This window comes from Marinovum sp. (assembly GCF_034669705.1).
In the GTDB taxonomy this organism is placed as follows: Bacteria; Pseudomonadota; Alphaproteobacteria; order Rhodobacterales; family Rhodobacteraceae; genus Marinovum.
The window spans coordinates 158,235-177,096 of record NZ_JAXMOR010000003.1 but is presented as its reverse complement, the minus strand read 5'-3'; the positions used below and the strand labels follow the sequence as shown (position 1 = coordinate 177,096).

Genomic DNA, 18,862 nt, shown 5'->3' with positions numbered 1-18,862 from the left:
ACGATTCCCGCCGGGCTGCGGGGCCCGGCCGTGGCCGGCGTTTAAGCAGTTGTTCACCCCTTTTCGCCAAGGTGCCGGGAATGAGCCGCAGCATTTCCGGAGCCGGGCGATGAGTCTCGCCAGCAAACTTGCCGAGGAACGCCGCGCCCGCCTCGCGGCGGAGCGCCTGCTCGAGCTCAAGCAGGCCGAGCTCTTTGCCGCCAACCGCAAGCTCGGCCACCACGCCCGCGCGCTGAGCGAGGAGATCGTCGAGAAACGCGCCGAAGTGGCCACCGTGCGCGACGAGAACCAGCGGGTGAAATCCGATCTCTCCCGCGCCACCCAGAACCTCGAGGTCGCCGAACGCCGGCTCGGCCAGGCGGTCGAGACGATCGAGGACGGCTTTGCCTTCTTCGACGCCAGCCACTGCCTGATCTTCGCCAATTCCGCCTATCTCTCGGTGTTCGAGGGCATCGACGAGATCCAGCCCGGCGTGTCCTTTGCCCGCATTCTGCAGCTGCTCACCGAGGAGGGCATCATCGACACCGGCGACCTGACGGCGGCGGACTGGCGCGCGATGATGCTGAACCGCTGGCAGCTGCCCAGCCCCGACCCGGTGACCCTGCGGCTGTGGAACGACAGTTACATCAAGGTGCACGACCGGCGCGGCGAGGCCGGCGACGTGGTCAGCATGGTGTCGAACATCACCGAGACCATCCGATATGAGAAAAACCTGCGCCGGGCGCGCAACCGGGCCGAGGCGGCGAACCGCGCCAAATCGGCCTTTCTCGCCAACATGAGCCATGAGATCCGTACCCCGATGAACGGCGTGATCGGCATGGCCGAGCTGCTGACCGACACCGAGCTGACCGAGGAGCAGCGGCTCTACGTCAACACCATGCGCAGCTCCGGCGAGGCGCTGCTGGTGATCATCAACGACGTGCTCGACTATTCCAAGATCGAGGCCGACAAGCTGGAGCTGCACCCCGAGCCCTTCGATCTGGAACGCGCGATCCACGAGATCGTCATGCTGCTGCAGCCCGCCGCGCGCGACAAGGGGATCGAGCTGCTGGTCGACTACGACATCTTCCTGCCGACGCAATTCGTCGGCGATCCGGGGCGCATCCGCCAGGTGCTGACCAATATCATCGGCAACGCGGTGAAATTCACCCTTCAGGGTCATGTGCTCACCCGGGTGGTCGGGGTGCCGCGCGACGATGGCACCTCGGCGGTGCATGTCACGGTCGAGGACACCGGGATCGGCATCGCGCCGGACAAGCTCGGCCATGTCTTTGGCGAGTTCAACCAGGTCGAGACCGACCGCAACCGCAAGTTCGAGGGCACCGGCCTGGGGCTGACGATCACCAAGCGGCTGCTCGGACTGATGGGCGGCGAGGTCTGGGTCGACAGCGTGCCGGGCGAGGGTTCGAGCTTTGGCTTCAACCTCACCCTGCCCTGCCCGTCGGGCGAAACCGTGCAGCCGCCGGTGCTGCCGCGCCATGTGCGCCGGGTGTTGATCGTCGACGACCAGCCGGTCAACCGGCTGATCCTGCAAAAGCAGCTGCAGGTGATGCAGGTCGAGACCGCAAGCTGCGCCAGCGGCCGCGAGGCGCTCGACCAGGTGGCGCGGGGCGCGGACTTCGACCTGGTGCTGACCGATCACAACATGCCCGATTTGGACGGCCCGGAACTGGCCGAGGCGCTGCGCGCCGCCGGTCACCAGATGCCGATCGTCATGCTCAGCTCCAACACCGGCTTCGCCGATCAGGACCCGGCGGCGCGCCATCTCCATGCCGTGCTGCAAAAGCCGGTGCCGCGAGGCAGGCTGTTCGACGTGCTCAGCGGCGTCACCTCGGCGCCACCCGCCGCGCCCGCTCCGCCGCCACGCGCCCCGCCCGCCGCGCCGGACGCGGCCACCGGCGCGCAGTTGCGGATCCTGCTGGCCGAGGACAACAGGACCAACCAGTTGGTATTTCGCAAGATGGTCAAATCGCTGCCGGTCGAGCTGCAGTTCGCCAACAACGGGCGCGAGGCGGTGGCCGCCTTCCGCGACCTCAGGCCAGAGGTGATCTTCATGGACATCTCGATGCCGGAGATGGACGGCAAGCAGGCCACCCGCGAGATCCGCCGGCTCGAGGAGGGCAGCGGCCACCGCACCCCGATCATCGCCTGCACCGCCCATGCCATGACCGGCGACCGCGAGGCGCTGCTGGCGGCCGGGCTCGACGATTACATCACCAAGCCACTGAAACGCGCCGCCATCGAGGAAATGCTGAGCAGATATGCGCCAAATCCAGACGCGATCAAGGCAGGCTGACCGCCGCCCCGCAGCCCGACCCGCTGCTTCATCTTGCCAGATGAACTCCGGGGGGTCCGGGGGGCAGCGCCCCCCGCCCGATCGGCGTGCGCAGGCACGACGACACCAGGAAGGTTAACGGAAGGTTAAAGGCCCGGAGACCACGAGGCCCGTCAGCCCCGGTCGTCGTGCAGAAAGGCCGGCCTGTCCGGCGCCGAGAGCGCTTCGCTGTGGCGATACCCGCCAAGGTCGAAGCCCAGCAGGTCTTCCGGCGCGCGCAGCCGGTTCTGCACCACATAGCGCGCCATGGCGCCGCGCGCCTTCTTGGCAAAGAAGCTGATGATCTTCGGCTGGCCGTTCTTCATGTCATAGAACTGCGGCGTCACCACCCGGGGCTTCAGCGCCTTGAGGTCGACCGCACCGAAATACTCCTGGCTGGCACAATTCACCAGCACCGCGCTGCCGGTGGCCTGGGCCTGGGCGTTCAGCGCCCGGGCGATGCGGTCGCCCCAGAAATGATAGAGGTTGCTGCCGCGCCGGGTCTTGAGTCGCGAACCCATTTCCAGCCGGTAGGGCTGGATCGCGTCGCGCGGCCGCAGCACGCCGTAGAGCCCGGACAGCACCCGCAGGTGATCCTGCGCAAACCGCAGCTCGTCAGGGTCCAGCGTACGCGCCTCGAGCCCCTGATAAGTGTCGCCGGCAAAGCCGAAGATCGCCGGCCGGGTGGCCTCTGGCGCAGGAGCCTCTTCGAAGACCTTGAACCGGTCGCGGTTGAGCCTGGCCAGGTCGTCCGACAGCTCCATCAGCGCCTTGAGGTCACCGAGCGTCAGGTTGCGCGCGGTCTTGACCAGCCGCAGCGCCTCGTCCTGCATCGCAGGTTCGGTCGTCTCGACATCGACCTCTGACCAGTCCAGCCGCTTGGCCGGGGAAATCACCACAAGCATCGCATCCCTCCGTTTCGACCGGATTTAGGAGGCTTCGCGCAGAACGTCCAGAAAGGCGGCGCCGAAACGTTCCGTCCGCCGCTCGCCCAGCAGCCGTTCGAGCTCGTCTGTCGCGGCCGGCCGGCGCTCGGCCACCTTGGCCAGCAGCGAGGCCGAGCAGGACAGTGGCTTCTCGGTGCCGCAGGTGCCGCGCGCCAGATCGGCCTGCACCTGCATCAGACGGTCATAGACCGAGCCGGCATCGCGCCCGGCCAGCTTGCGGCGGCTGGGGTGCATCTCCTCGCCGGCGCCGGTGATCACCGAGAGGAACTCGGCGCCGTAGCTGTCGAGCTTCTTGGCCCCGACACCCGAGATCCGCGCCATCTCGTCGAGGCTCGCGGGCCGGGTCTCGGCCATCTCGATCAGAGTGCGGTCGTTGAAGATGATATAGGCCGGCACCGAGGCCGCCTCGGCCAGCGCCCGCCGCTTGGCCTTGAGCGCCGACAGCAGCGGCGCGTCCTCTTCATTGACCATCGCCTTGACGGCGGGCCGGCGCTTGGCCTGTGCCTTGGCGATGGTGTCGCGGCGCAGGGTGATCGCGGCCTCGCCGCGCAGGATCGGCCGCGCCGCCTCAGTCATCCGCAGGGCGCCGTGGCGTTCGGGATCGGGGCGCATCAGGTCATGGCCCATCATCTGTCGGAACACCGCCTGCCAGCCGCGCTTGTCGAACTCGCGGCCCACCCCGAAGGTGGGCAGCTGGTCATGACCCTTCTGGCGCACTTTATCTGTCTCGTTGCCCATCACGATGTCGATCAGGTGGCCGGCGCCGAACCATTCGCCGGTGCGCAGCGCCGCCGAAAGCGCCTTGCGCACCGCCTCGGTGGCATCGAAGGTCTCGACCGGGGTCTGGCAGAGATCGCAATGGCCGCAGGCCTCGGCCGTCTCGCCAAAATAGCCCAGCAGCGTCTTGCGGCGGCACTCCAGCGCCTCGGCCAGCCCCAGCAGCGCGTTGAGCCGGCCATGATCGGCGGCGCGGCGCTCCGGCGGGGCCAGCCCCTCGTCGATCTGAGTGCGGCGCAGTCGGATGTCATCGGGGCCAAAGAGGGTCAGCGTCTCGGCCGGCCCGCCATCGCGCCCGGCGCGGCCGATTTCCTGATAGTAGGCCTCGATCGATTTCGGCAGGTCGGCATGGGCGACCCAGCGGATGTCAGGCTTGTCGACGCCCATGCCGAAGGCCACGGTGGCGACGACGATCAACCCGTCTTCGCGGGCAAAGCGGGTCTCGACGATGCGCCGGTCCTCGGCCTCCATGCCGCCGTGATAGAAGCACGCGGTGTGGCCATCCTCCGACAGGGCCCGCGACAGACCTTCGGTCTTGGCGCGGGTGCCGCAATAGACGATGCCCGACTGGCCGCGGCGGGCGGCGGCGAAATCAAGGATCTGCCGGCGCGGGCTGTCCTTGGGCTGAAAGGCGAGGTGGATGTTGGGCCGGTCGAAACCGCGCAGGAAGCGCGCCGGGTCTTCGCCGTCGAACAGCCGGGTGACGATCTCGTCCTGGGTCTCGCGGTCGGCGGTGGCGGTAAAGGCGGCGAGCGGCACGCCCAGTTCGCGGCGCAACTCGCCGATGCGCAGGTAATCGGGGCGGAAGTCATGGCCCCACTGGCTGACGCAATGGGCCTCGTCGACGGCGATCGAGCTGACGCCGATCCGGCGCAGCATCTGCATCGTGCCCCCCGCGGCCAGGCGTTCAGGCGCGAGGTAGAGCAGCTTCAGGCTGCCGGCCTCAAGCGCCTGCCAGACCGCTTCGGTCTCTTCCGGGGTGTTGCCGGAGGTCAGCGCGCCGGCGTTGACACCGGCCTCGCGCAACCCGCGCACCTGGTCGCGCATCAGCGCGATCAGCGGCGAGATCACCACGGTCACGCCGTCGCGCATCAGCGCGGGCAGCTGGAAGCAGAGCGACTTGCCGCCGCCAGTGGGCATGATGGCGAGCACGTTCTCGCCGCGGGCCACGGCTTCGGCGATCTCGCCCTGACCGGGGCGGAAACCGTCGAATCCGAACACGTCCCGCAATAGCGTGGCGGCGTCGTCCATGGGGCAAGACCTGCTAGGTTGGTGTCATACTGCTCTGATCCCAACAATCACACATTGAGATTCGGTGAACAAGGGTCAGACAGGGGGTAGTCCGGCGCGGAGACAAGGCCGGCAGATTGCCCCTGCGCCCCCAAGCGGCGGCGATTTGGCTGCCACCTGTGTGCGCTTTCGGGCTTTCGGGCTTTGCGGGCATAAAGTGGCCCACACGGCAGTCGCATCGCCCCCACGCGCGCAGTCGCTCCGCGGCGCGACGTATCAGATCAGTCCGAAGAGCTCCGGCAGGATGAAATCCCGCAGCGAGATCAGGATGATGAAGGCCACCAACGGCGCGAGGTCGAGCGGCCGGGTGTCGGGCAGGATGTTGCGGATCGGGCGATAGATCGGCTCGAGCAGCCGGTTCAGCCCGTGCCAGATCTGCGAGACCAGCGGCTGGTGCAGGTTCAACACCTGAAAATTGATCAGCCAGCTCATGATGATATGGGCGATCATGATAAAGAACGCCACATCGAGGATGAGCTTCAGGGGCCCGTAAATCGCGTACATCTGCTTGTTTCTCCGGCTTTGCGCGCCGTTTAGGTAAGCGCGCCCGGCCCAAAGCACAAGTGTCGCCGCGTCACGGCTTGCCGCGCCCGGCCTCGCGGCGCACATCTGCGGCCGGAGGTGACCCATGTATCCATTCATCCGCATGTTCAAGGAACTCTACGTGCACCGCAAGGCACCGCGGCTGCCTCTGACCGGCACCCATGTGTCGCATCACCGCTGCTGGCCGTGGGACATCGATTTTTGGATGGAGCTGAACAACGGCCGCACCCTGACGCTGTTTGACCTCGGCCGCATTCCCCTGGCCCGGCGCACCGGCTTCTGGGCGGTGCTGCAGCGCCGCAAGTGGGGGTTGACGGTGGCCGGCTCCTGCACCCGCTATCGCCGGCGGATCCGGCCGTTCGAGCGCTTCGAGATGCGCTCGCGGGCGGTGGGGGTGGACCGGCGCTTCGTCTACCTGGAACAGTCGATGTGGAAGACCTCCGGCGAATGCGCCAACCACGCGATGTACCGCATGGCGGTGACCGGACCCGGCGGGATCGTGCCGCCCCCGGAGCTGCTGGCCGAGCTCGGCGGAGCCGAGATGCCGCCGTTGCCGGACCACGTGCAGGCCTGGAGCCAGGCCGAGGATGCGCGGCCCTGGCCGCCGATGTCGGAGAGCTGAGGCGGCGGGTTCATCGGTGCGCCCGGGAGGACGGCTCGCCTCACATCGAGGGACCGGCGGCTGCGCCATACGCTGTGGTCCAACGCCTTCGAGAGCCGGGCCAGCGGCTGCCCGCGGGATGCCGCTCCGACAGTTGCTACAATCCACTTTATGCCAGCCAAGTCCGTATGACCTCTGATCGGCGCGCTTGCCTCAGCCAAAGCGGCAGCCCGGTCGGGCGGGCGGCCGCTGGCCCGGCGGCCTTCGGCCTTGTTCCGAGCCCCGGTGTTCACCGGCAGGACGGTTTTGTGAACCGAGAGCATAGCTGCTGGCGGGATACCCGTGCTCGAGCAGCGAAACGCAGTAGTCTAACGCTTGCGAAAGCCGGGCCAGCGGCTGCCCGCGGGATGCCGCTGCGACAGTTGCTATCGTCCACTTTTTGCCAGCCAAGTCCGTATGACCTCTGACCGGTGCGCTTGCCTCACCAAAGCGGCAGCCCGTCACGCCATAGGCGCGCCACATATTCTCGGCGCACCGTTGGTGCGACGGGGCGGGCAACCGCTGGCCCGGCGGCCTTCGGCCTTGTTCCGGGCCGGGTCACACAGGCCGGTCATTCGTCCAGGCCGTGGTTCAGCATGCCACCGGCCCTTGACGTCCAACTTATGCGCTGGCCCGGGCGGCGCCCTTGTTCCGGGCCACGAGATCCCCCAACCTCAGCAAGTAAATCTTGCGCCGCTCCCGCCACTCGGGCTTAACCCCCTCAGACCAAAGGGGGCATCATGGACGCGACAAAACGCAAACGCATCTGGGGCTGGTTCTTCTTCGACTGGGCCAGCCAGCCGTTCAACACCCTGCTGCTCACCTTCATCTTTGCCCCCTACGTCAAGGAGCTGATGGGCGACGGCACCGCCGCCCAGGCCGCCTGGGGCTTCGGCATCGGGGCCGCAGGTCTGGTGATCGCCCTGCTCGCCCCGATCCTCGGCGCGCTGGCCGACACTTCTGGGCAGCGGATGCGCTTCATCTGGGTCTTCTCGGCGATGTACGTGCTGGGCGCGGCGGCGCTCTGGTCTGCGGCACCGGGCGAATTTAACCTCGTGCTGATCCTGCTGGCCTTTGCCGTCGGGCTGATCGGCATGGAGTTCGCCACCATCTTCACCAACGCGATGCTGCCCGATCTCGGCACCCGAGAAGAGATCGGCCGGATCTCGGGCAACGGCTGGGCCTTCGGCTATTGCGGCGGGCTGGTGGCGCTGGTGCCGATGCTGGGCGTCTTTGCCGAGAGTGCCGAGACCGGGCGGACGATGCTGGGGCTGGCGCCGCCCTTCGGGCTTGATGCCGGGATGCGCGAAGGCACCCGCGCCGTCGGGCCGCTGACGGCCCTGTGGTACATGCTCTTCATGATCCCCTTCTTCCTCTGGGTGCGCGACCCCAAGCCCGCCGCCCGCCGCCCCGGCGCGCTGACCCGCGCGCTGCGGGACCTTGGCCGCACCGTCAGGCGCCTGCCGGAGACGCCCTCGCTCTTTGCCTATCTCGCAAGTTCGATGTTCTACCGCGATGCGCTGAACGGGATGTATGTCTTTGGCGGCATCTACGCCGCGGGGGTGCTGGGCTGGAGCGTGGTCGACGTCGGCCTCTTCGGCATCGTGGCAATCATCGCCGGCGCGCTCTTTGCCTGGCTGGGCGGCCGCTGGGATGCCCGCTTCGGCCCCAAGCCGGTGATCACCGCCGCGATCCTGGCGCTGACCTTCGCGGCGATCTCGACCGTGCTGGTCTCGCGCAGCGCGCTCTACGGCGTGCCGCTGCCAGAGGGCTCGGCCCTGCCCGATATCGCCTTCTACGGGATCGGCGCGGTGATCGGTGCGGCCGGCGGGGTGATCCAGTCGGCCAGCCGCACGATGATGGTGCGCCAGGCCAACCCGGCGCGGATGACCGAGGCCTTCGGCCTCTACGCGCTGGCGGGCAAGGCAACCTCCTTCATCGCGCCGCTGTCGATCGGCGTGGTGACCCAGCTCACCGGCTCGCAGCAATTGGGCGTGACCCCGCTGATCGGCCTTTTCCTGATCGGGCTTTTGTTGCTACGCTGGGTCAAATCAGAGGGAGACCGAGCAGCATGGTCCGACACCCGTTCAGAGTAGCCGGCGTTACCATATTCTGTGCCGTTCTCGCCGCCTGTGGCGGCGGCGACGGTGGCACCACACGGGCCAGCCTCGCCGCGGCGCCGCAGCCCACCATCGGCACCTCCATGGGGGTGCTGTCGAGCAAGCAGGCCAAGCAGCTGTTCGGCGCCAAACAGGCGGGATCCCGCCAGTCGGCCGCGCCCTACGGCAGCTATGCCAAGGGCTGTCTCGCCGGTGGCGTGCAACTGCCAGAAACCGGCCCGACGTGGCAGGCGATGCGGCTGTCGCGCAACCGCAACTGGGGCCACCCCGAGACCATCGACTACCTGCGCAAGCTCTCGGCGCGGGCGGCGCAACTGCCGGGCTGGAACGGGCTCTATATCGGCGACATGTCGCAGCCGCGCGGCGGCCCGATGCTGACCGGCCATGCCAGCCACCAGATCGGCCTCGACGCCGACATCTGGCTGCGCCCGGCGAGCAATCTCTCGCTGTCGCAGCAGGCCCGCGAACAGCTCTCCTCGATCTCGATGCGCCGCGCCAACGGCGCCTTTACCAATGACAAGTGGACGCCGGAGCATCACGCGCTGCTGAAGGCCGCGGCGTCGGATCCACGGGTGGCGCGGATCTTCATCTTCCCCGGCGCCAAGGTGCAGATGTGCAACGACGAGACCGGCGACCGGTCGTGGCTGCGCAAGGTGCGGCCGTGGTGGGGGCATCATTACCATTTCCACGTCCGGCTTGCCTGCCCATCGGGGGCCAGCGGCTGCGTCGATCAGTCCCCGCCGCCGCCGGGTGACGGCTGCACCGAGGCGCAGGGCTGGGTCGACCGCATCCTGAACCCGCCGCTGCCCGATCCCGACGCGCCGCCGCCGAAACCCAAGCGCGAGCTGGTGCTGGGCGACCTGCCGCTGCAATGCGCCGCCGTGCTGGAGGCGCAGTAAGGTCACATGACACGATTTCTCAGGGCGGCCTGCCTTGGTCTGGCGGGACTCGCCGGCGGCTGCATCGCGGCCGAGACCCCGCCGCAGGGGCGACATGTGCAAAGCTTCAGCTGGCGCAGCGAGGCGCCGGGCTTTGGCGGGTTTTCCGGCATCGAACTGGCCGAGGACGGTGAGAGCTTTGTCGCGATCTCCGACCGGGGCGCCTTTGTCGAGGGCCGGCTGATCCGCAAGAACGGCCGCATCACGGGCATCGAGGCCAGCGCGCCGCAGCCGCTGATGAATACCGATGGCAAGCCGATGCACCGCAAGGTGGCGCAGGATGCCGAGGGGCTGGCGATCACCGCCGATGGCCGGCGCTACATCTCGTTTGAAGGCCGGGCGCGGGTCTGGGCCTACCCGGACATGGCGCGCGCCAAGGCCCTGCCGGAGCATCCGGATTTCACGGGCCTGCAGCGCAATTCCTCGCTCGAGGCGCTGGCGGTCGACAGCCGCGGCTGGCTCTATACCCTGCCCGAGCGGTCGGGCCAGATGACCCGGCCGTTCCCGGTCTACCGGTTCAACGGCACGCGCTGGGACCAGCCGTTCTCGATCCCGCGGCTTGGCGGCTTTCAGCCCACCGGGGCCGATATCGGACCGGACGGGATGTTCTACCTGCTCGAGCGCGAATTCACCGGTCTGGGCTTTCGCTCTCGGGTGCGGCGCTTTGCCCTGACCGCGGACGCACTGGGCCCCGGCGAGACCCTGCTCGAGAGCCATCTGGCGCGGCACGACAACCTCGAAGGTCTCTCGGTCACCCGCACCGCCACCGGGCAGATCCGCTTGACGATGGTGTCTGACGACAATTTCAACCCCTTCCAGCGCGGCGAGATCGTCGAATACGTTCTGCCCTAGCGCCCACCCCGCCCGGGGCTTGACCCGGGGCCTCTCCCCTCCGGGCGTTCTGGCGGCGCTGGGGCCTCAGAGCAGGTCCGGGCCGGGAGCGCGCGCCCTTGACCGGGGCGCCTGCGCTCTATATGCCCCGCCCGTTCCCGGTTCGGGAGCCAAGTCGCCGCAACCTTGCAAAAAACGGGCATTCAGACATGAACCGCACCCATCTTCCCGGCATTCTTGCCATGGCCGCCATTGTCGTGGCCTCGAACGTCCTCGTTCAGTTTCTCATTCTCGACGGCCTCCTGACCTGGGGCGCCTTCACCTATCCGCTGGCCTTCCTCGTCACCGACGTGATGAACCGCGTCTATGGCGTCGCCGCCGCGCGCCGGGTGGTTCTGGCCGGGTTCCTCACCGGGGTGGTCTGCTCGCTGGTGGGCAGCCAGATCATGCTGCAGGGCGATGGCTATACCTATGCCGCGGTGCCGCTGCGGATTGCCGTGGCCTCCGGCGCGGCCTTTTTGCTGGCGCAGCTCACCGATATCGCGGTGTTCGACCGGTTCCGCGGTGGCCGCTGGTGGCGCGCGCCGCTGGTCTCGACGCTGACCGGCTCGGCGCTCGATACGGCGCTGTTCTTCACCATCGCTTTCTCCGCCTCGGTCACCGTCTTCGGCGCCGAGGCCGATGGCGCCGTCAACTGGGCCTGGGAGGCGGTGCCCTTCCTGAACATGGGTCCCTTGGCGCCGCTCTGGGTGACGCTGGCCTTTGCCGACTGGCTGGTGAAGCTGGCACTGGCGCTGGTGGCGTTGATCCCGTTTCGGGCAGTGGTTGCCTGGCTTGGGCAAAATCGCGCTCTGGCCTGAAAAAACCTTTTGCGATTTGCGCTGTCCGTGCCATGATTCCCTTACGGACAACAAACAGAAAGGAGGTGCTTCAGTGTCTAGAGAGGTATTGGAGAAAGGTGTCGGAACAGTTCGGGGGGACGCCCTCTGAGGCAGCCCTTGGGGGGATCGCTTCCCCGAATTGGTAGGACCTAACCGGCCCCACCTCCTGACATTCTCGAAGGGCCATGCCGCCGGGCATGGCCCTTTTCGAGTCCGGACGCTTGCGGTGCCGCGCCGGGCTAGGCGACACTGTCCCGGCCTTGACCCGGGACCGCATGGGCAAGGGGCGGAGAGGCGCCGGATCACGTCCTGCGCCGGTTTTTATGGAGGCCGCCGCCATCGACCTGCCGCTCGTGGGAGCCGGCCCCCCGGAGTGTCGCTGCGACGCTCGTGGTGTTCACTTTATCTGGGCAAGGTCCGTAGACGCTCTGAACGACGTGCTTGCAGCAGCCAAGGCGGCCGCCCGTCACGCCGGAGGCGTGCCAACGGAATCGTCGCACTTCTGGTGCGGCGGGACGGGCCGCCGCGGGCCTTTGCTCTTCCAACCGAACTTGCCGTTCCCCCTCAGCCTGCCATATTCAGCCGCATGACCCTGCGCATCAATGATCAGATCGAGATCGCCGACTGGGAGCTGACGGAACAGTTCATCCGCGCCTCCGGCCCCGGCGGCCAGAACGTCAACAAGGTCTCGACCGCGGTCGAGCTCCGCTTCGAGGCTGCCCGTTCGCCGGCCCTGCCAGAGCCGGTGAAACGCCGCCTGCAACGCATCGCCGGCCGCAAATGGACCCGCGACGGCGCGCTGATCATCCAGGTCGAGGACACCCGCAGCCAGGCCCGCAACCGCGAGATCGCCCGCGAGCGGCTGGCCGAGATGATCCGCAAGGCGCTGGAACGCCCCAAGCGGCGCATCGCGACACGGGTGTCGGCGAACCAGAAGCGCAAACGGGTGGAGGAAAAGAAAAAGCGCAGCACCGTCAAGGCGCTGCGCGGCAAGGTCGAGGAGTGACCCTGTTCAGTTCGCGGTCTCGAAGGCCGCGCCGGTGAGCGGTCCGCAGCCCGGGCCCTCGCCCTCAGGCTCGCCGAGCACGAAACCGGAGTCGACCAGAGCGACCGAACAGCGCAGCGGAAAGCGCACCCCGCGCCGCAGATCGCCCACGGCGTCGAGCAGGGTCAGCGTCGCGCCGTCGAGCACATATCGCCCCCTGACGGCGCCGCCTTCGACCGAGTTGCTGAAATCGAACCGGCCGTCCTGAGCAAATCGCGCCTCGACGTCACCGGTGCGGTAGGCCCCGGGTTGCAGCGACTGGCCGTTGGTGGGCGTTTCGCCGGTGTCGGGATCGGCGGTCTGCAGGGTTCCGAGCGCAGTGTCGGCTTCACCCGCCTCTGCTGCGCCCTGGTCTGTCGCGTCGTCGGCCGTGCCGGCCTGATCGGACGCGCCTTCGGGAGCTTCCGTGCGGTCGGAGGCGGTTTCGGAGCTGGCGGCGTCACCTGTACCATCGTTCTCTTGCGACGCGGTGTCGGTGGCATCCTCGGTGGCGGCTGCCGCGTCCTGTTCAGAACCGGGTTCGGTGCGCTCGGCGGGCGTGTTTTCGCCGGGGGTCTCGGTCGCTGGTGCGTCCTCCGTTGCTTCGGCGGATGCGCCCTCACCGGCGTCCTCCGAGGTTGAGCCATCGCTGTCGCCGGCTGCCGAACCTTCGCCTGCGTTTTCGGCAGGGGCCTCCTGTCCGGCGGTTTCGGCCTTGGCTTCCTCGCCCTCGGAGCTCTCCGCCGACGCGGCCGGATCGGCCGCGGCATCGCCTTCCGGCGCGGCGTCGCCTGCTTGCGAGCCACCTTGGGGCCCGTCGGAAGCTTCGCCGGACATCGCCGGAGCAGCATCCGCGCCTTCGGACTCCGAAGACGTCTCCGGGTTGATCTCACCCGCGAGCCCGCCCTCCTGTTGCAACGCCGCCACCCGCTGCTCCATCGCGACGAGTTCTTCGGATCGGCTGTTCAGGAGTTCGGTCAGGTCCGTCACCTCGGTCTGCACCTCGGCGCGCTGTTGATTGGCGTCGGTGATATCGGCCTCGAGCGCATCGCGGCGGGCGGCGAGTTCGGCGACCGCAGCGTCAAGGTCCCGGCGCTGCTCGCGCAGAGCGGTCACCTCGCTGGTCACGGTCTTCGACATCTCCTGCAACTCGGCCTCGGCGGTGCGCGCCTCCTGCATGCGGGTCTCGGCGCTGGCCATCTCTTCACTCAGGGCCGCGGCTTCGCTCTGCAGCGTCTCGAGGGTCTTGCGCAGATCGCTTTCTTGCGCGCGCGCCTCCTGCAGCCGGCCACCGACCGTGTCGAGCGACTTGGTGAGCTCGGCGACGGTAGCTTCGGTTTCAGCCTGCAATTCCTGATTGCGGGTGATTTCCTCTTCCAGCCGGGGCAGCTCGGCTTGGCGCGACTCCAGTGTCGCGGTGGCCGATTCAAGCTCGGCGTTGACGTCGGCGAGCCGGGTTTCGGCCTCCTCGGTCTGGCTCACTGCCGCGTCGCGCCGTTCGGTCAACTTCGCCAGCTCGGCATCAAAGTCGCTGCGCGCGGTATCAAGCTCGGCGGTCATCCGCTCGAGCTCGGCCGCAAGGTCGGTCTCGGATTGGGTGCGCCGGTCTGCAAGGGCGGCCAGTTCGGCCTCGAATTCGGACTGCGACTGCTGACGCTGTGTATCAAGCTCGGCGAGTTCGCTGCTCGTGGCGTCAATCCGCGACTCGATGTCGGTCAGCTCGCCCGAAGCGGTTTCCACCGCGGCAAGAGCGGCTGCCACCTCTTCACGTTGCAGAGTGGCCTCCTCGACCTTGGCGGACATTTCCTGTTCAAGCTCGGACCGGCCGGCCATCTGGTAGAACGCCCAGACCCAGCCCACAGCGGCCACCACCGCCAATGCGAACAGCCAAGTGCGATTGCTGCCGGAACCGTTCTCTCCGCCGGACGCGCCGGTGGGAGGGGGTGTGCCTGCACCGCCCGAGGCCCCGCCGGAGGCCGGGGTCGCTGCCTTTGCAGAGGCCCCCGCGGATTTCGACGAGGCTCCGGTGGTTGACGCGGGCTTTGACGAGGATGCCTCGGTCGAGGCGGATTTGGACGTCTCGGCTGCCGCGCTCTCGGCCGGACTGGATGCCGTCTTCGATGCCGTCTCGCCGGATTTGGTGTCTGCCGAGCGCTGGGCCGGCTCGGTCTTGGAAACCTCGCGGGGCTTTGCTTGGCTGCCCGCCTTGCTGTCACCGCCCGTTGTCGGCTTGTCAGTCTTGTCGGCCATGTCAGTCACTCCCTCTCATCCGGTTCGCACTCCCCCTTCGAGGTAGATCACGAAGCGGCAGGATCAAGACATGTCGGACAGGGCCAGCCGTTGCTGAGGTGCGATTAGACCACCACCTCGATCCGCTCCTGCTCGCCCACTCCGAACACCCGCTTGTAGCGTGCGATCTCCTCCGCCGGGCCCATCGCCTTTTCCGGGTTGTCTGAAAGCTTGACCGTTGGCCGCCCCTCGGCCGAGACCGCCTTGCAGACCAGCGAAAAGGCGTCGAGCCCGCCGTCCGGCACCAGCCCGCGGAAATCATTGGTCAGATTGGTGCCCCAGCCGAAGGACACCCGCACACGGCCGGAAAACCGCGCCGTCAGCGCCGCGATATTGGCCACGTCGAGCCCGTCCGAGAAGATCACCAGCTTGTCGCGCGGGTCCTCGCCGCGGTCCTGCCACCAGGCGATCGCCGCCTCCGCCGCCTTGGCCGGATCGCCGCTGTCGATGCGGATGCCGGTCCAGCCGGCCAGCCAGTCGGGCGCCTTGTCGAGAAAGCCTTGGGTGCCATAGGTGTCGGGCAGGATGATCCGCAGGTTGCCCTCGTGCTCGTCCTGCCAGTCGGCCAGCACGTCGTAGGGCGCGCGCGCCAGTGCCGCGTCATCCTCGGCCAGCGCGGCATAGACCATCGGCAGCTCGTGGGCATTGGTGCCGATCGCCTCGAGATCGCGGTTCTTGGCGATCAGACAGTTCGAGGTGCCGACAAAGCTCTTGCCCAGCCCCTCGGTCATCGCCTGCACGCACCAGTCCTGCCAGAGAAACGAATGCCGCCGCCTTGTGCCGAAATCGGCGATCCGCAGGCCGTCGAGGGCGCGCAGGCTCTCGACCTTTTCCCACAACTTGGTCATCGCCCGGGCATAGAGCACCTGCAGCTCGAACCGCCCCATATCGTTGAGCACCGCCCGCCCGCGCAGCTCCATCAGCACCGCCAGCGCCGGGATTTCCCAGAGCATCACCTCGGGCCAGTTGCCCTCGAAGGTCAGCTCGTACTGCCCGTCGCGCTTTTCCAGGTGATAGGGCGGCAGGCGCAGGTTCTCGAACCACTCCATGAAGTCCGGCCGGAACATCGAGCGCTTGCCATAGAACATGTTGCCGCGCAGCCAGGTGCTTTCGCCGCGCGACAGCGACAGCGAGCGGATGTGATCGAGCTGTTCGCGCAGCTCACCCTCGTCGATCAGCTCGGCCAGACGCACCGACTTGGTGCGATTGATCAGCGAAAAGGTGACCTGGGTGTCGCGCTTGTTGCGAAACACCGACTGGCACATAAGCAGCTTGTAGAAATCTGTGTCGATCAGCGAACGGACGATCGGATCGATCTTCCATTTGTGATTCCACACGCGGGTGGCGATATCGACCATGGTCAGTGTCCTCCGGTCAGCGCAGCGAAACGCCGGCCTTTTGCATGTTGGCCGTCGCGGTGGCGAGCGAGCCGTCAAGATCGATGGCCCGGCAGTGATCCCCCAGCACCGTCACGTCAAACCCCAGCTTGGCCGCATCCACCGCCGAGAAGGCAACGCAGAAATCCAGTGCCAGCCCGACCATCACCAGCTCATCGATGCCACGGCTGCGCAGGTAGCCCTCGAGCCCGGTGGGCGTGGCGTGATCGTTTTCGAAAAAGGCCGAGTAGCTGTCGATCGCCGGGCGGAACCCCTTGCGGATGATCAGATCGGCCCGCGTGGTCTCGAGCGCGGGATGAAACGCCGCGCCGTCCGAGCCCTGAACGCAGTGATCCGGCCAGAGCACCTGCGGGCCATAGGCCATCTCGGTCACCTCGAAGGGCGCCCTGCCCTCGTGCCGGCTGGCAAAGGAGGAATGCCCGGCGGGATGCCAGTCCTGGGTCAGCACCACGGCATCGAAGTCACCCATCAGCGCATTGATCGGCGCGACGATCTCGTCGCCGCCCGTCACCGCCAGCGCCCCGCCGGGGCAGAAATCGTTCTGCACGTCGATCACGAGTAGAGCGCGCATCGGCGGCCTCCTGTTTGTCCCTGTCGGCCGCAGCTTAGAATCGGCCAAGCGGAATTGCCATGGCCGATCCTTGGCGCTATAGCCGCCGCTTCGCGACTGAACGGAGGTGCGGATGGCACGGCTTGGCATAGATTTCGGAACCTCCAACACCGGCGCCGGCATCCTCCGGGACGGTCGCCCGGTGGCCCTGCCGCTGGAGGGCACGGCGCAGACCCTGCCGACGGCGGTCTTCGTCGACTTCACCGACAAGCGCTTCGTCTATGGCGCGGCGGCGGCGCGGGCGATGATGGAGGGCCAGGACGGCCGCTTCATGCGCGGGCTCAAGAGCATCCTCGGCACCCCGCTGGCACGCGAGAAGCGCCGCTTCCTGAACGAACGGCTGACCCTGATCGAGGTGATCGGGCGGTTCCTGGCCGAGATCCGCGCCCGCTCCGAGGCGTTGACCGGCGAGACCTATGACACCGCGATCTCCGGCCGGCCGGTAAAATTCCACTCCGAGTCCGACGGCAAGGACGCCCAGGCCGAGATCGACCTGCGCGAGGCCTATGCGCTGGCCGGCTTCGATGCGGTCGAATTCCTGCCGGAACCCGAGGCCGCGGCGCTGGCCGTCGCCGGCGAGGGCCGCATGCTGATCGTCGACATCGGCGGCGGCACCTCGGATTTCACCCTCTGCGAGCGCGCGAACGGCCAGACCCGGGTGATCGCCAGCCGCGGCCTGCGCCTCGGCGGCACCGATTTCGACCGCAGCCTGAGTCTCGCGCATGTGATGCCGCTGCTGGGCCACGGTGCCGAGATCGGCGCCGAGCTGGGCGCCAAGACCCACGCCGCCCCGCGCGCTCTGTTCCATGACCTCGCCAGCTGGGAAAAGATCGCCTTTGTCTATGACGCGGCGCTGCTACGCGAGGTCAGACGCTGGGTGCGGCTGGCGAAAGAGCCCGAGCGCTTCGAGCGGCTGGCGGAAGTGCTCGAGATGCACCTCGGCCATGACATTGCCTACGCGGTCGAGGCCGGCAAGATCGCCGCCAATGACGCCGAACGCGGCGAGATCGTCCTCGACGTGGTCGAACGCGGGCTGCGCGTCGAGCTTTGGGGGCTGCAACTGCAGGCCGAGCTTGCCAGCGCCGCCGAGCGCATCGGCGAGATGGCACTGGCGACGCTGAAAGACGCCGACTGCCGTCCCGATCAGGTCGACATGGTGGTCTTCGTCGGCGGATCGAGCCTCCTTACCGGTGTGCGCCAGGCGCTGGCCCGGCGGTTGCCCGCGGCGCGGCAGGAAACCGCCGAGGTCTTTACCGCGGTGGTGCACGGGCTGGCGATGGCGGCGCAGTGATCTTGCCTGCGCCGCCCGTTTTGCCTACATGCGGGCGCATGTACACCGTCGCCGCGCTCTATCACTTCACCCGCTTTGCCGATCCCGCCGCGCTGCAGGGCCCGCTGAAGGACCTCTGCCGCACTCAGGGCATCACCGGCACGCTGCTCCTGGCGCACGAAGGGATCAATGGCACCATCGCCGGCCCCCGCGCCGGCATTGGCGCGATGCTGGCGCATCTCCGCGCCCTGCCCGGCTGCGACGGTCTGGAGCACAAGGAAAGCACCGCCAGCGCGCCGCCGTTCCCCCGGATGAAGGTGCGGCTCAAGCGCGAGATCGTCACCATGGGCCAGCCCGACGTCGACCCGCGCGCCCGCGTCGGCCATTACGTCGAACCCGCCGAGTGGAACGCGCTGATCCGCCAGCCCGACGTGGCGGTGATCGACACCCGCAACGAGTACGAGACCGCGATCGGCACCTTCGACGGCGCCATCGACCCGCAGACTGCCAGCTTCCGCGACTTCCCGGCATGGTGGGAGGCGAACAAGCAGCGCTTTCACAACAAGAAGGTAGCGATGTTCTGCACCGGCGGCATCCGCTGCGAGAAATCCACCAACTACCTGCTGAGCCAGGGGGTGGAGGATGTCTTTCATCTCAAGGGCGGCATCCTGAAGTACCTCGAGGAAGTGCCGGAAGCGCAAAGCAGCTGGCACGGCGACTGCTTCGTCTTCGACGGCCGGGTCTCGGTCTCCCACGGCCTGCGCGAGGGCCCGCACCTGCTCTGCCACGCCTGCCGCCGTCCGATCCTGCCCGAGGACCGCGACCGACCGGAGTACGAACACGGCGTCGCCTGCCACCACTGCGCGGATGAGACCAGCGCAGAGGACAAGGCCCGCTTTCGCGAACGCCAGAAACAGATCGAACTGGCCCGCCAGCGCGGCGAGACCCACCTCGGCGGCGATCACGGCGCCTGATCCTTCTTCTGTTTGAA

15 protein-coding genes are annotated in these 18,862 nt (G+C 67.8%); 9 read left to right on the top strand and 6 right to left on the bottom strand.

All coding sequences use genetic code 11. From position 1 onward, the window contains the following. Positions 1-109 precede the first annotated feature (109 nt). The gene (locus tag VOI27_RS03545; RefSeq protein ID WP_323763910.1) at positions 110-2,296 is read left to right on the top strand and encodes a response regulator; all 2,187 of its coding nucleotides are present in this window, start codon (positions 110-112) and stop codon (positions 2,294-2,296) included. A gap of 152 nt (positions 2,297-2,448) precedes the next feature. On the opposite strand, the gene yaaA is transcribed toward VOI27_RS03545, so the two are convergent. From yaaA to VOI27_RS03530, 3 genes are all read right to left on the bottom strand, one after another. Next, complete coding sequence (gene yaaA / locus VOI27_RS03540) at positions 2,449-3,219, bottom strand: peroxide stress protein YaaA (protein ID WP_323763909.1); 771 nt, start codon at positions 3,217-3,219, stop codon at positions 2,449-2,451. A 24-nt stretch (positions 3,220-3,243) separates the two neighbouring features. Continuing rightward, positions 3,244-5,289 (bottom strand): DNA helicase RecQ, encoded by a 2,046-nt coding sequence (gene recQ / locus VOI27_RS03535; RefSeq protein ID WP_323763908.1) that lies wholly within the window; start codon positions 5,287-5,289, stop codon positions 3,244-3,246. 255 nt (positions 5,290-5,544) lie between these two features. Next, positions 5,545-5,832 (bottom strand): YggT family protein, encoded by a 288-nt coding sequence (locus VOI27_RS03530; protein WP_323763907.1) that lies wholly within the window; start codon positions 5,830-5,832, stop codon positions 5,545-5,547. Positions 5,833-5,956: 124 nt separating this feature from the next. Between VOI27_RS03530 and VOI27_RS03525 the strand changes: the two genes are divergently transcribed. The 6 genes from VOI27_RS03525 to arfB all read left to right on the top strand — a co-directional run bounded on the left by VOI27_RS03525 (position 5,957) and on the right by arfB (position 12,287). Beyond that, a complete protein-coding gene (locus VOI27_RS03525) occupies positions 5,957-6,493 on the top strand; it encodes an acyl-CoA thioesterase (RefSeq protein WP_323763906.1) in 537 nt (178 codons plus the stop codon). Positions 6,494-7,251: 758 nt separating this feature from the next. Then, positions 7,252-8,607 (top strand): MFS transporter, encoded by a 1,356-nt coding sequence (locus VOI27_RS03520; RefSeq protein WP_323763905.1) that lies wholly within the window; start codon positions 7,252-7,254, stop codon positions 8,605-8,607. After that, complete coding sequence (gene mepA / locus VOI27_RS03515; RefSeq protein ID WP_416374639.1) at positions 8,583-9,530, top strand: penicillin-insensitive murein endopeptidase; 948 nt, start codon at positions 8,583-8,585, stop codon at positions 9,528-9,530. Before VOI27_RS03520 ends, mepA begins: the two co-directional genes overlap by 25 nt. A 6-nt stretch (positions 9,531-9,536) precedes the next feature. Then, the gene (locus VOI27_RS03510; RefSeq protein ID WP_323763904.1) at positions 9,537-10,421 is read left to right on the top strand and encodes an esterase-like activity of phytase family protein; all 885 of its coding nucleotides are present in this window, start codon (positions 9,537-9,539) and stop codon (positions 10,419-10,421) included. Positions 10,422-10,609: 188 nt separating this feature from the next. Continuing rightward, positions 10,610-11,260, top strand: coding sequence for a queuosine precursor transporter (locus VOI27_RS03505; RefSeq protein WP_323763903.1), 651 nt, complete (start codon positions 10,610-10,612; stop codon positions 11,258-11,260). A gap of 607 nt (positions 11,261-11,867) precedes the next feature. Beyond that, positions 11,868-12,287 carry an alternative ribosome rescue aminoacyl-tRNA hydrolase ArfB gene (gene arfB / locus VOI27_RS03500; RefSeq protein ID WP_323763902.1) on the top strand — a complete coding sequence of 140 codons (420 nt, stop codon included), beginning with the start codon at positions 11,868-11,870 and terminating at the stop codon, positions 12,285-12,287. Positions 12,288-12,293: 6 nt separating this feature from the next. Here arfB and VOI27_RS03495 read toward each other — a convergent pair whose 3' ends face one another. From VOI27_RS03495 to pncA, 3 genes are all read right to left on the bottom strand, one after another. Further along, positions 12,294-14,555 (bottom strand): hypothetical protein, encoded by a 2,262-nt coding sequence (locus tag VOI27_RS03495; RefSeq protein WP_323763901.1) that lies wholly within the window; start codon positions 14,553-14,555, stop codon positions 12,294-12,296. A gap of 104 nt (positions 14,556-14,659) precedes the next feature. Beyond that, positions 14,660-15,952, bottom strand: coding sequence for a nicotinate phosphoribosyltransferase (gene pncB / locus VOI27_RS03490; RefSeq protein ID WP_323763900.1), 1,293 nt, complete (start codon positions 15,950-15,952; stop codon positions 14,660-14,662). Positions 15,953-15,968: 16 nt separating this feature from the next. Next, entirely contained in the window at positions 15,969-16,562 is a 594-nt protein-coding gene (pncA, locus tag VOI27_RS03485; protein ID WP_323763899.1) for a bifunctional nicotinamidase/pyrazinamidase, read from the bottom strand. Between the two features lie 112 nt (positions 16,563-16,674). Between pncA and VOI27_RS03480 the strand changes: the two genes are divergently transcribed. Further along, a complete protein-coding gene (locus VOI27_RS03480; RefSeq protein ID WP_323763898.1) occupies positions 16,675-17,892 on the top strand; it encodes an Hsp70 family protein in 1,218 nt (405 codons plus the stop codon). A 38-nt stretch (positions 17,893-17,930) separates the two neighbouring features. Further along, complete coding sequence (locus VOI27_RS03475; protein WP_323763897.1) at positions 17,931-18,845, top strand: rhodanese-related sulfurtransferase; 915 nt, start codon at positions 17,931-17,933, stop codon at positions 18,843-18,845. Positions 18,846-18,862 lie beyond the last annotated feature (17 nt).

Bases quoted from the DNA above. Each gene is read 5' to 3' on its own strand.
- VOI27_RS03545 (WP_323763910.1), top strand. From the start codon at position 110: ATGAGTCTCGCCAGCAAACTTGCCGAGGAACGCCGCGCCCGCCTCGCG.
- yaaA (WP_323763909.1), bottom strand. From the start codon at position 3,219: ATGCTTGTGGTGATTTCCCCGGCCAAGCGGCTGGACTGGTCAGAGGTC.
- recQ (WP_323763908.1), bottom strand. From the start codon at position 5,289: ATGGACGACGCCGCCACGCTATTGCGGGACGTGTTCGGATTCGACGGT.
- VOI27_RS03530 (WP_323763907.1), bottom strand. From the start codon at position 5,832: ATGTACGCGATTTACGGGCCCCTGAAGCTCATCCTCGATGTGGCGTTC.
- VOI27_RS03525 (WP_323763906.1), top strand. From the start codon at position 5,957: ATGTATCCATTCATCCGCATGTTCAAGGAACTCTACGTGCACCGCAAG.
- VOI27_RS03520 (WP_323763905.1), top strand. From the start codon at position 7,252: ATGGACGCGACAAAACGCAAACGCATCTGGGGCTGGTTCTTCTTCGAC.
- mepA (WP_416374639.1), top strand. From the start codon at position 8,583: ATGGTCCGACACCCGTTCAGAGTAGCCGGCGTTACCATATTCTGTGCC.
- VOI27_RS03510 (WP_323763904.1), top strand. From the start codon at position 9,537: ATGACACGATTTCTCAGGGCGGCCTGCCTTGGTCTGGCGGGACTCGCC.
- VOI27_RS03505 (WP_323763903.1), top strand. From the start codon at position 10,610: ATGAACCGCACCCATCTTCCCGGCATTCTTGCCATGGCCGCCATTGTC.
- arfB (WP_323763902.1), top strand. From the start codon at position 11,868: ATGACCCTGCGCATCAATGATCAGATCGAGATCGCCGACTGGGAGCTG.
- VOI27_RS03495 (WP_323763901.1), bottom strand. From the start codon at position 14,555: ATGGCCGACAAGACTGACAAGCCGACAACGGGCGGTGACAGCAAGGCG.
- pncB (WP_323763900.1), bottom strand. From the start codon at position 15,952: ATGGTCGATATCGCCACCCGCGTGTGGAATCACAAATGGAAGATCGAT.
- pncA (WP_323763899.1), bottom strand. From the start codon at position 16,562: ATGCGCGCTCTACTCGTGATCGACGTGCAGAACGATTTCTGCCCCGGC.
- VOI27_RS03480 (WP_323763898.1), top strand. From the start codon at position 16,675: ATGGCACGGCTTGGCATAGATTTCGGAACCTCCAACACCGGCGCCGGC.
- VOI27_RS03475 (WP_323763897.1), top strand. From the start codon at position 17,931: ATGTACACCGTCGCCGCGCTCTATCACTTCACCCGCTTTGCCGATCCC.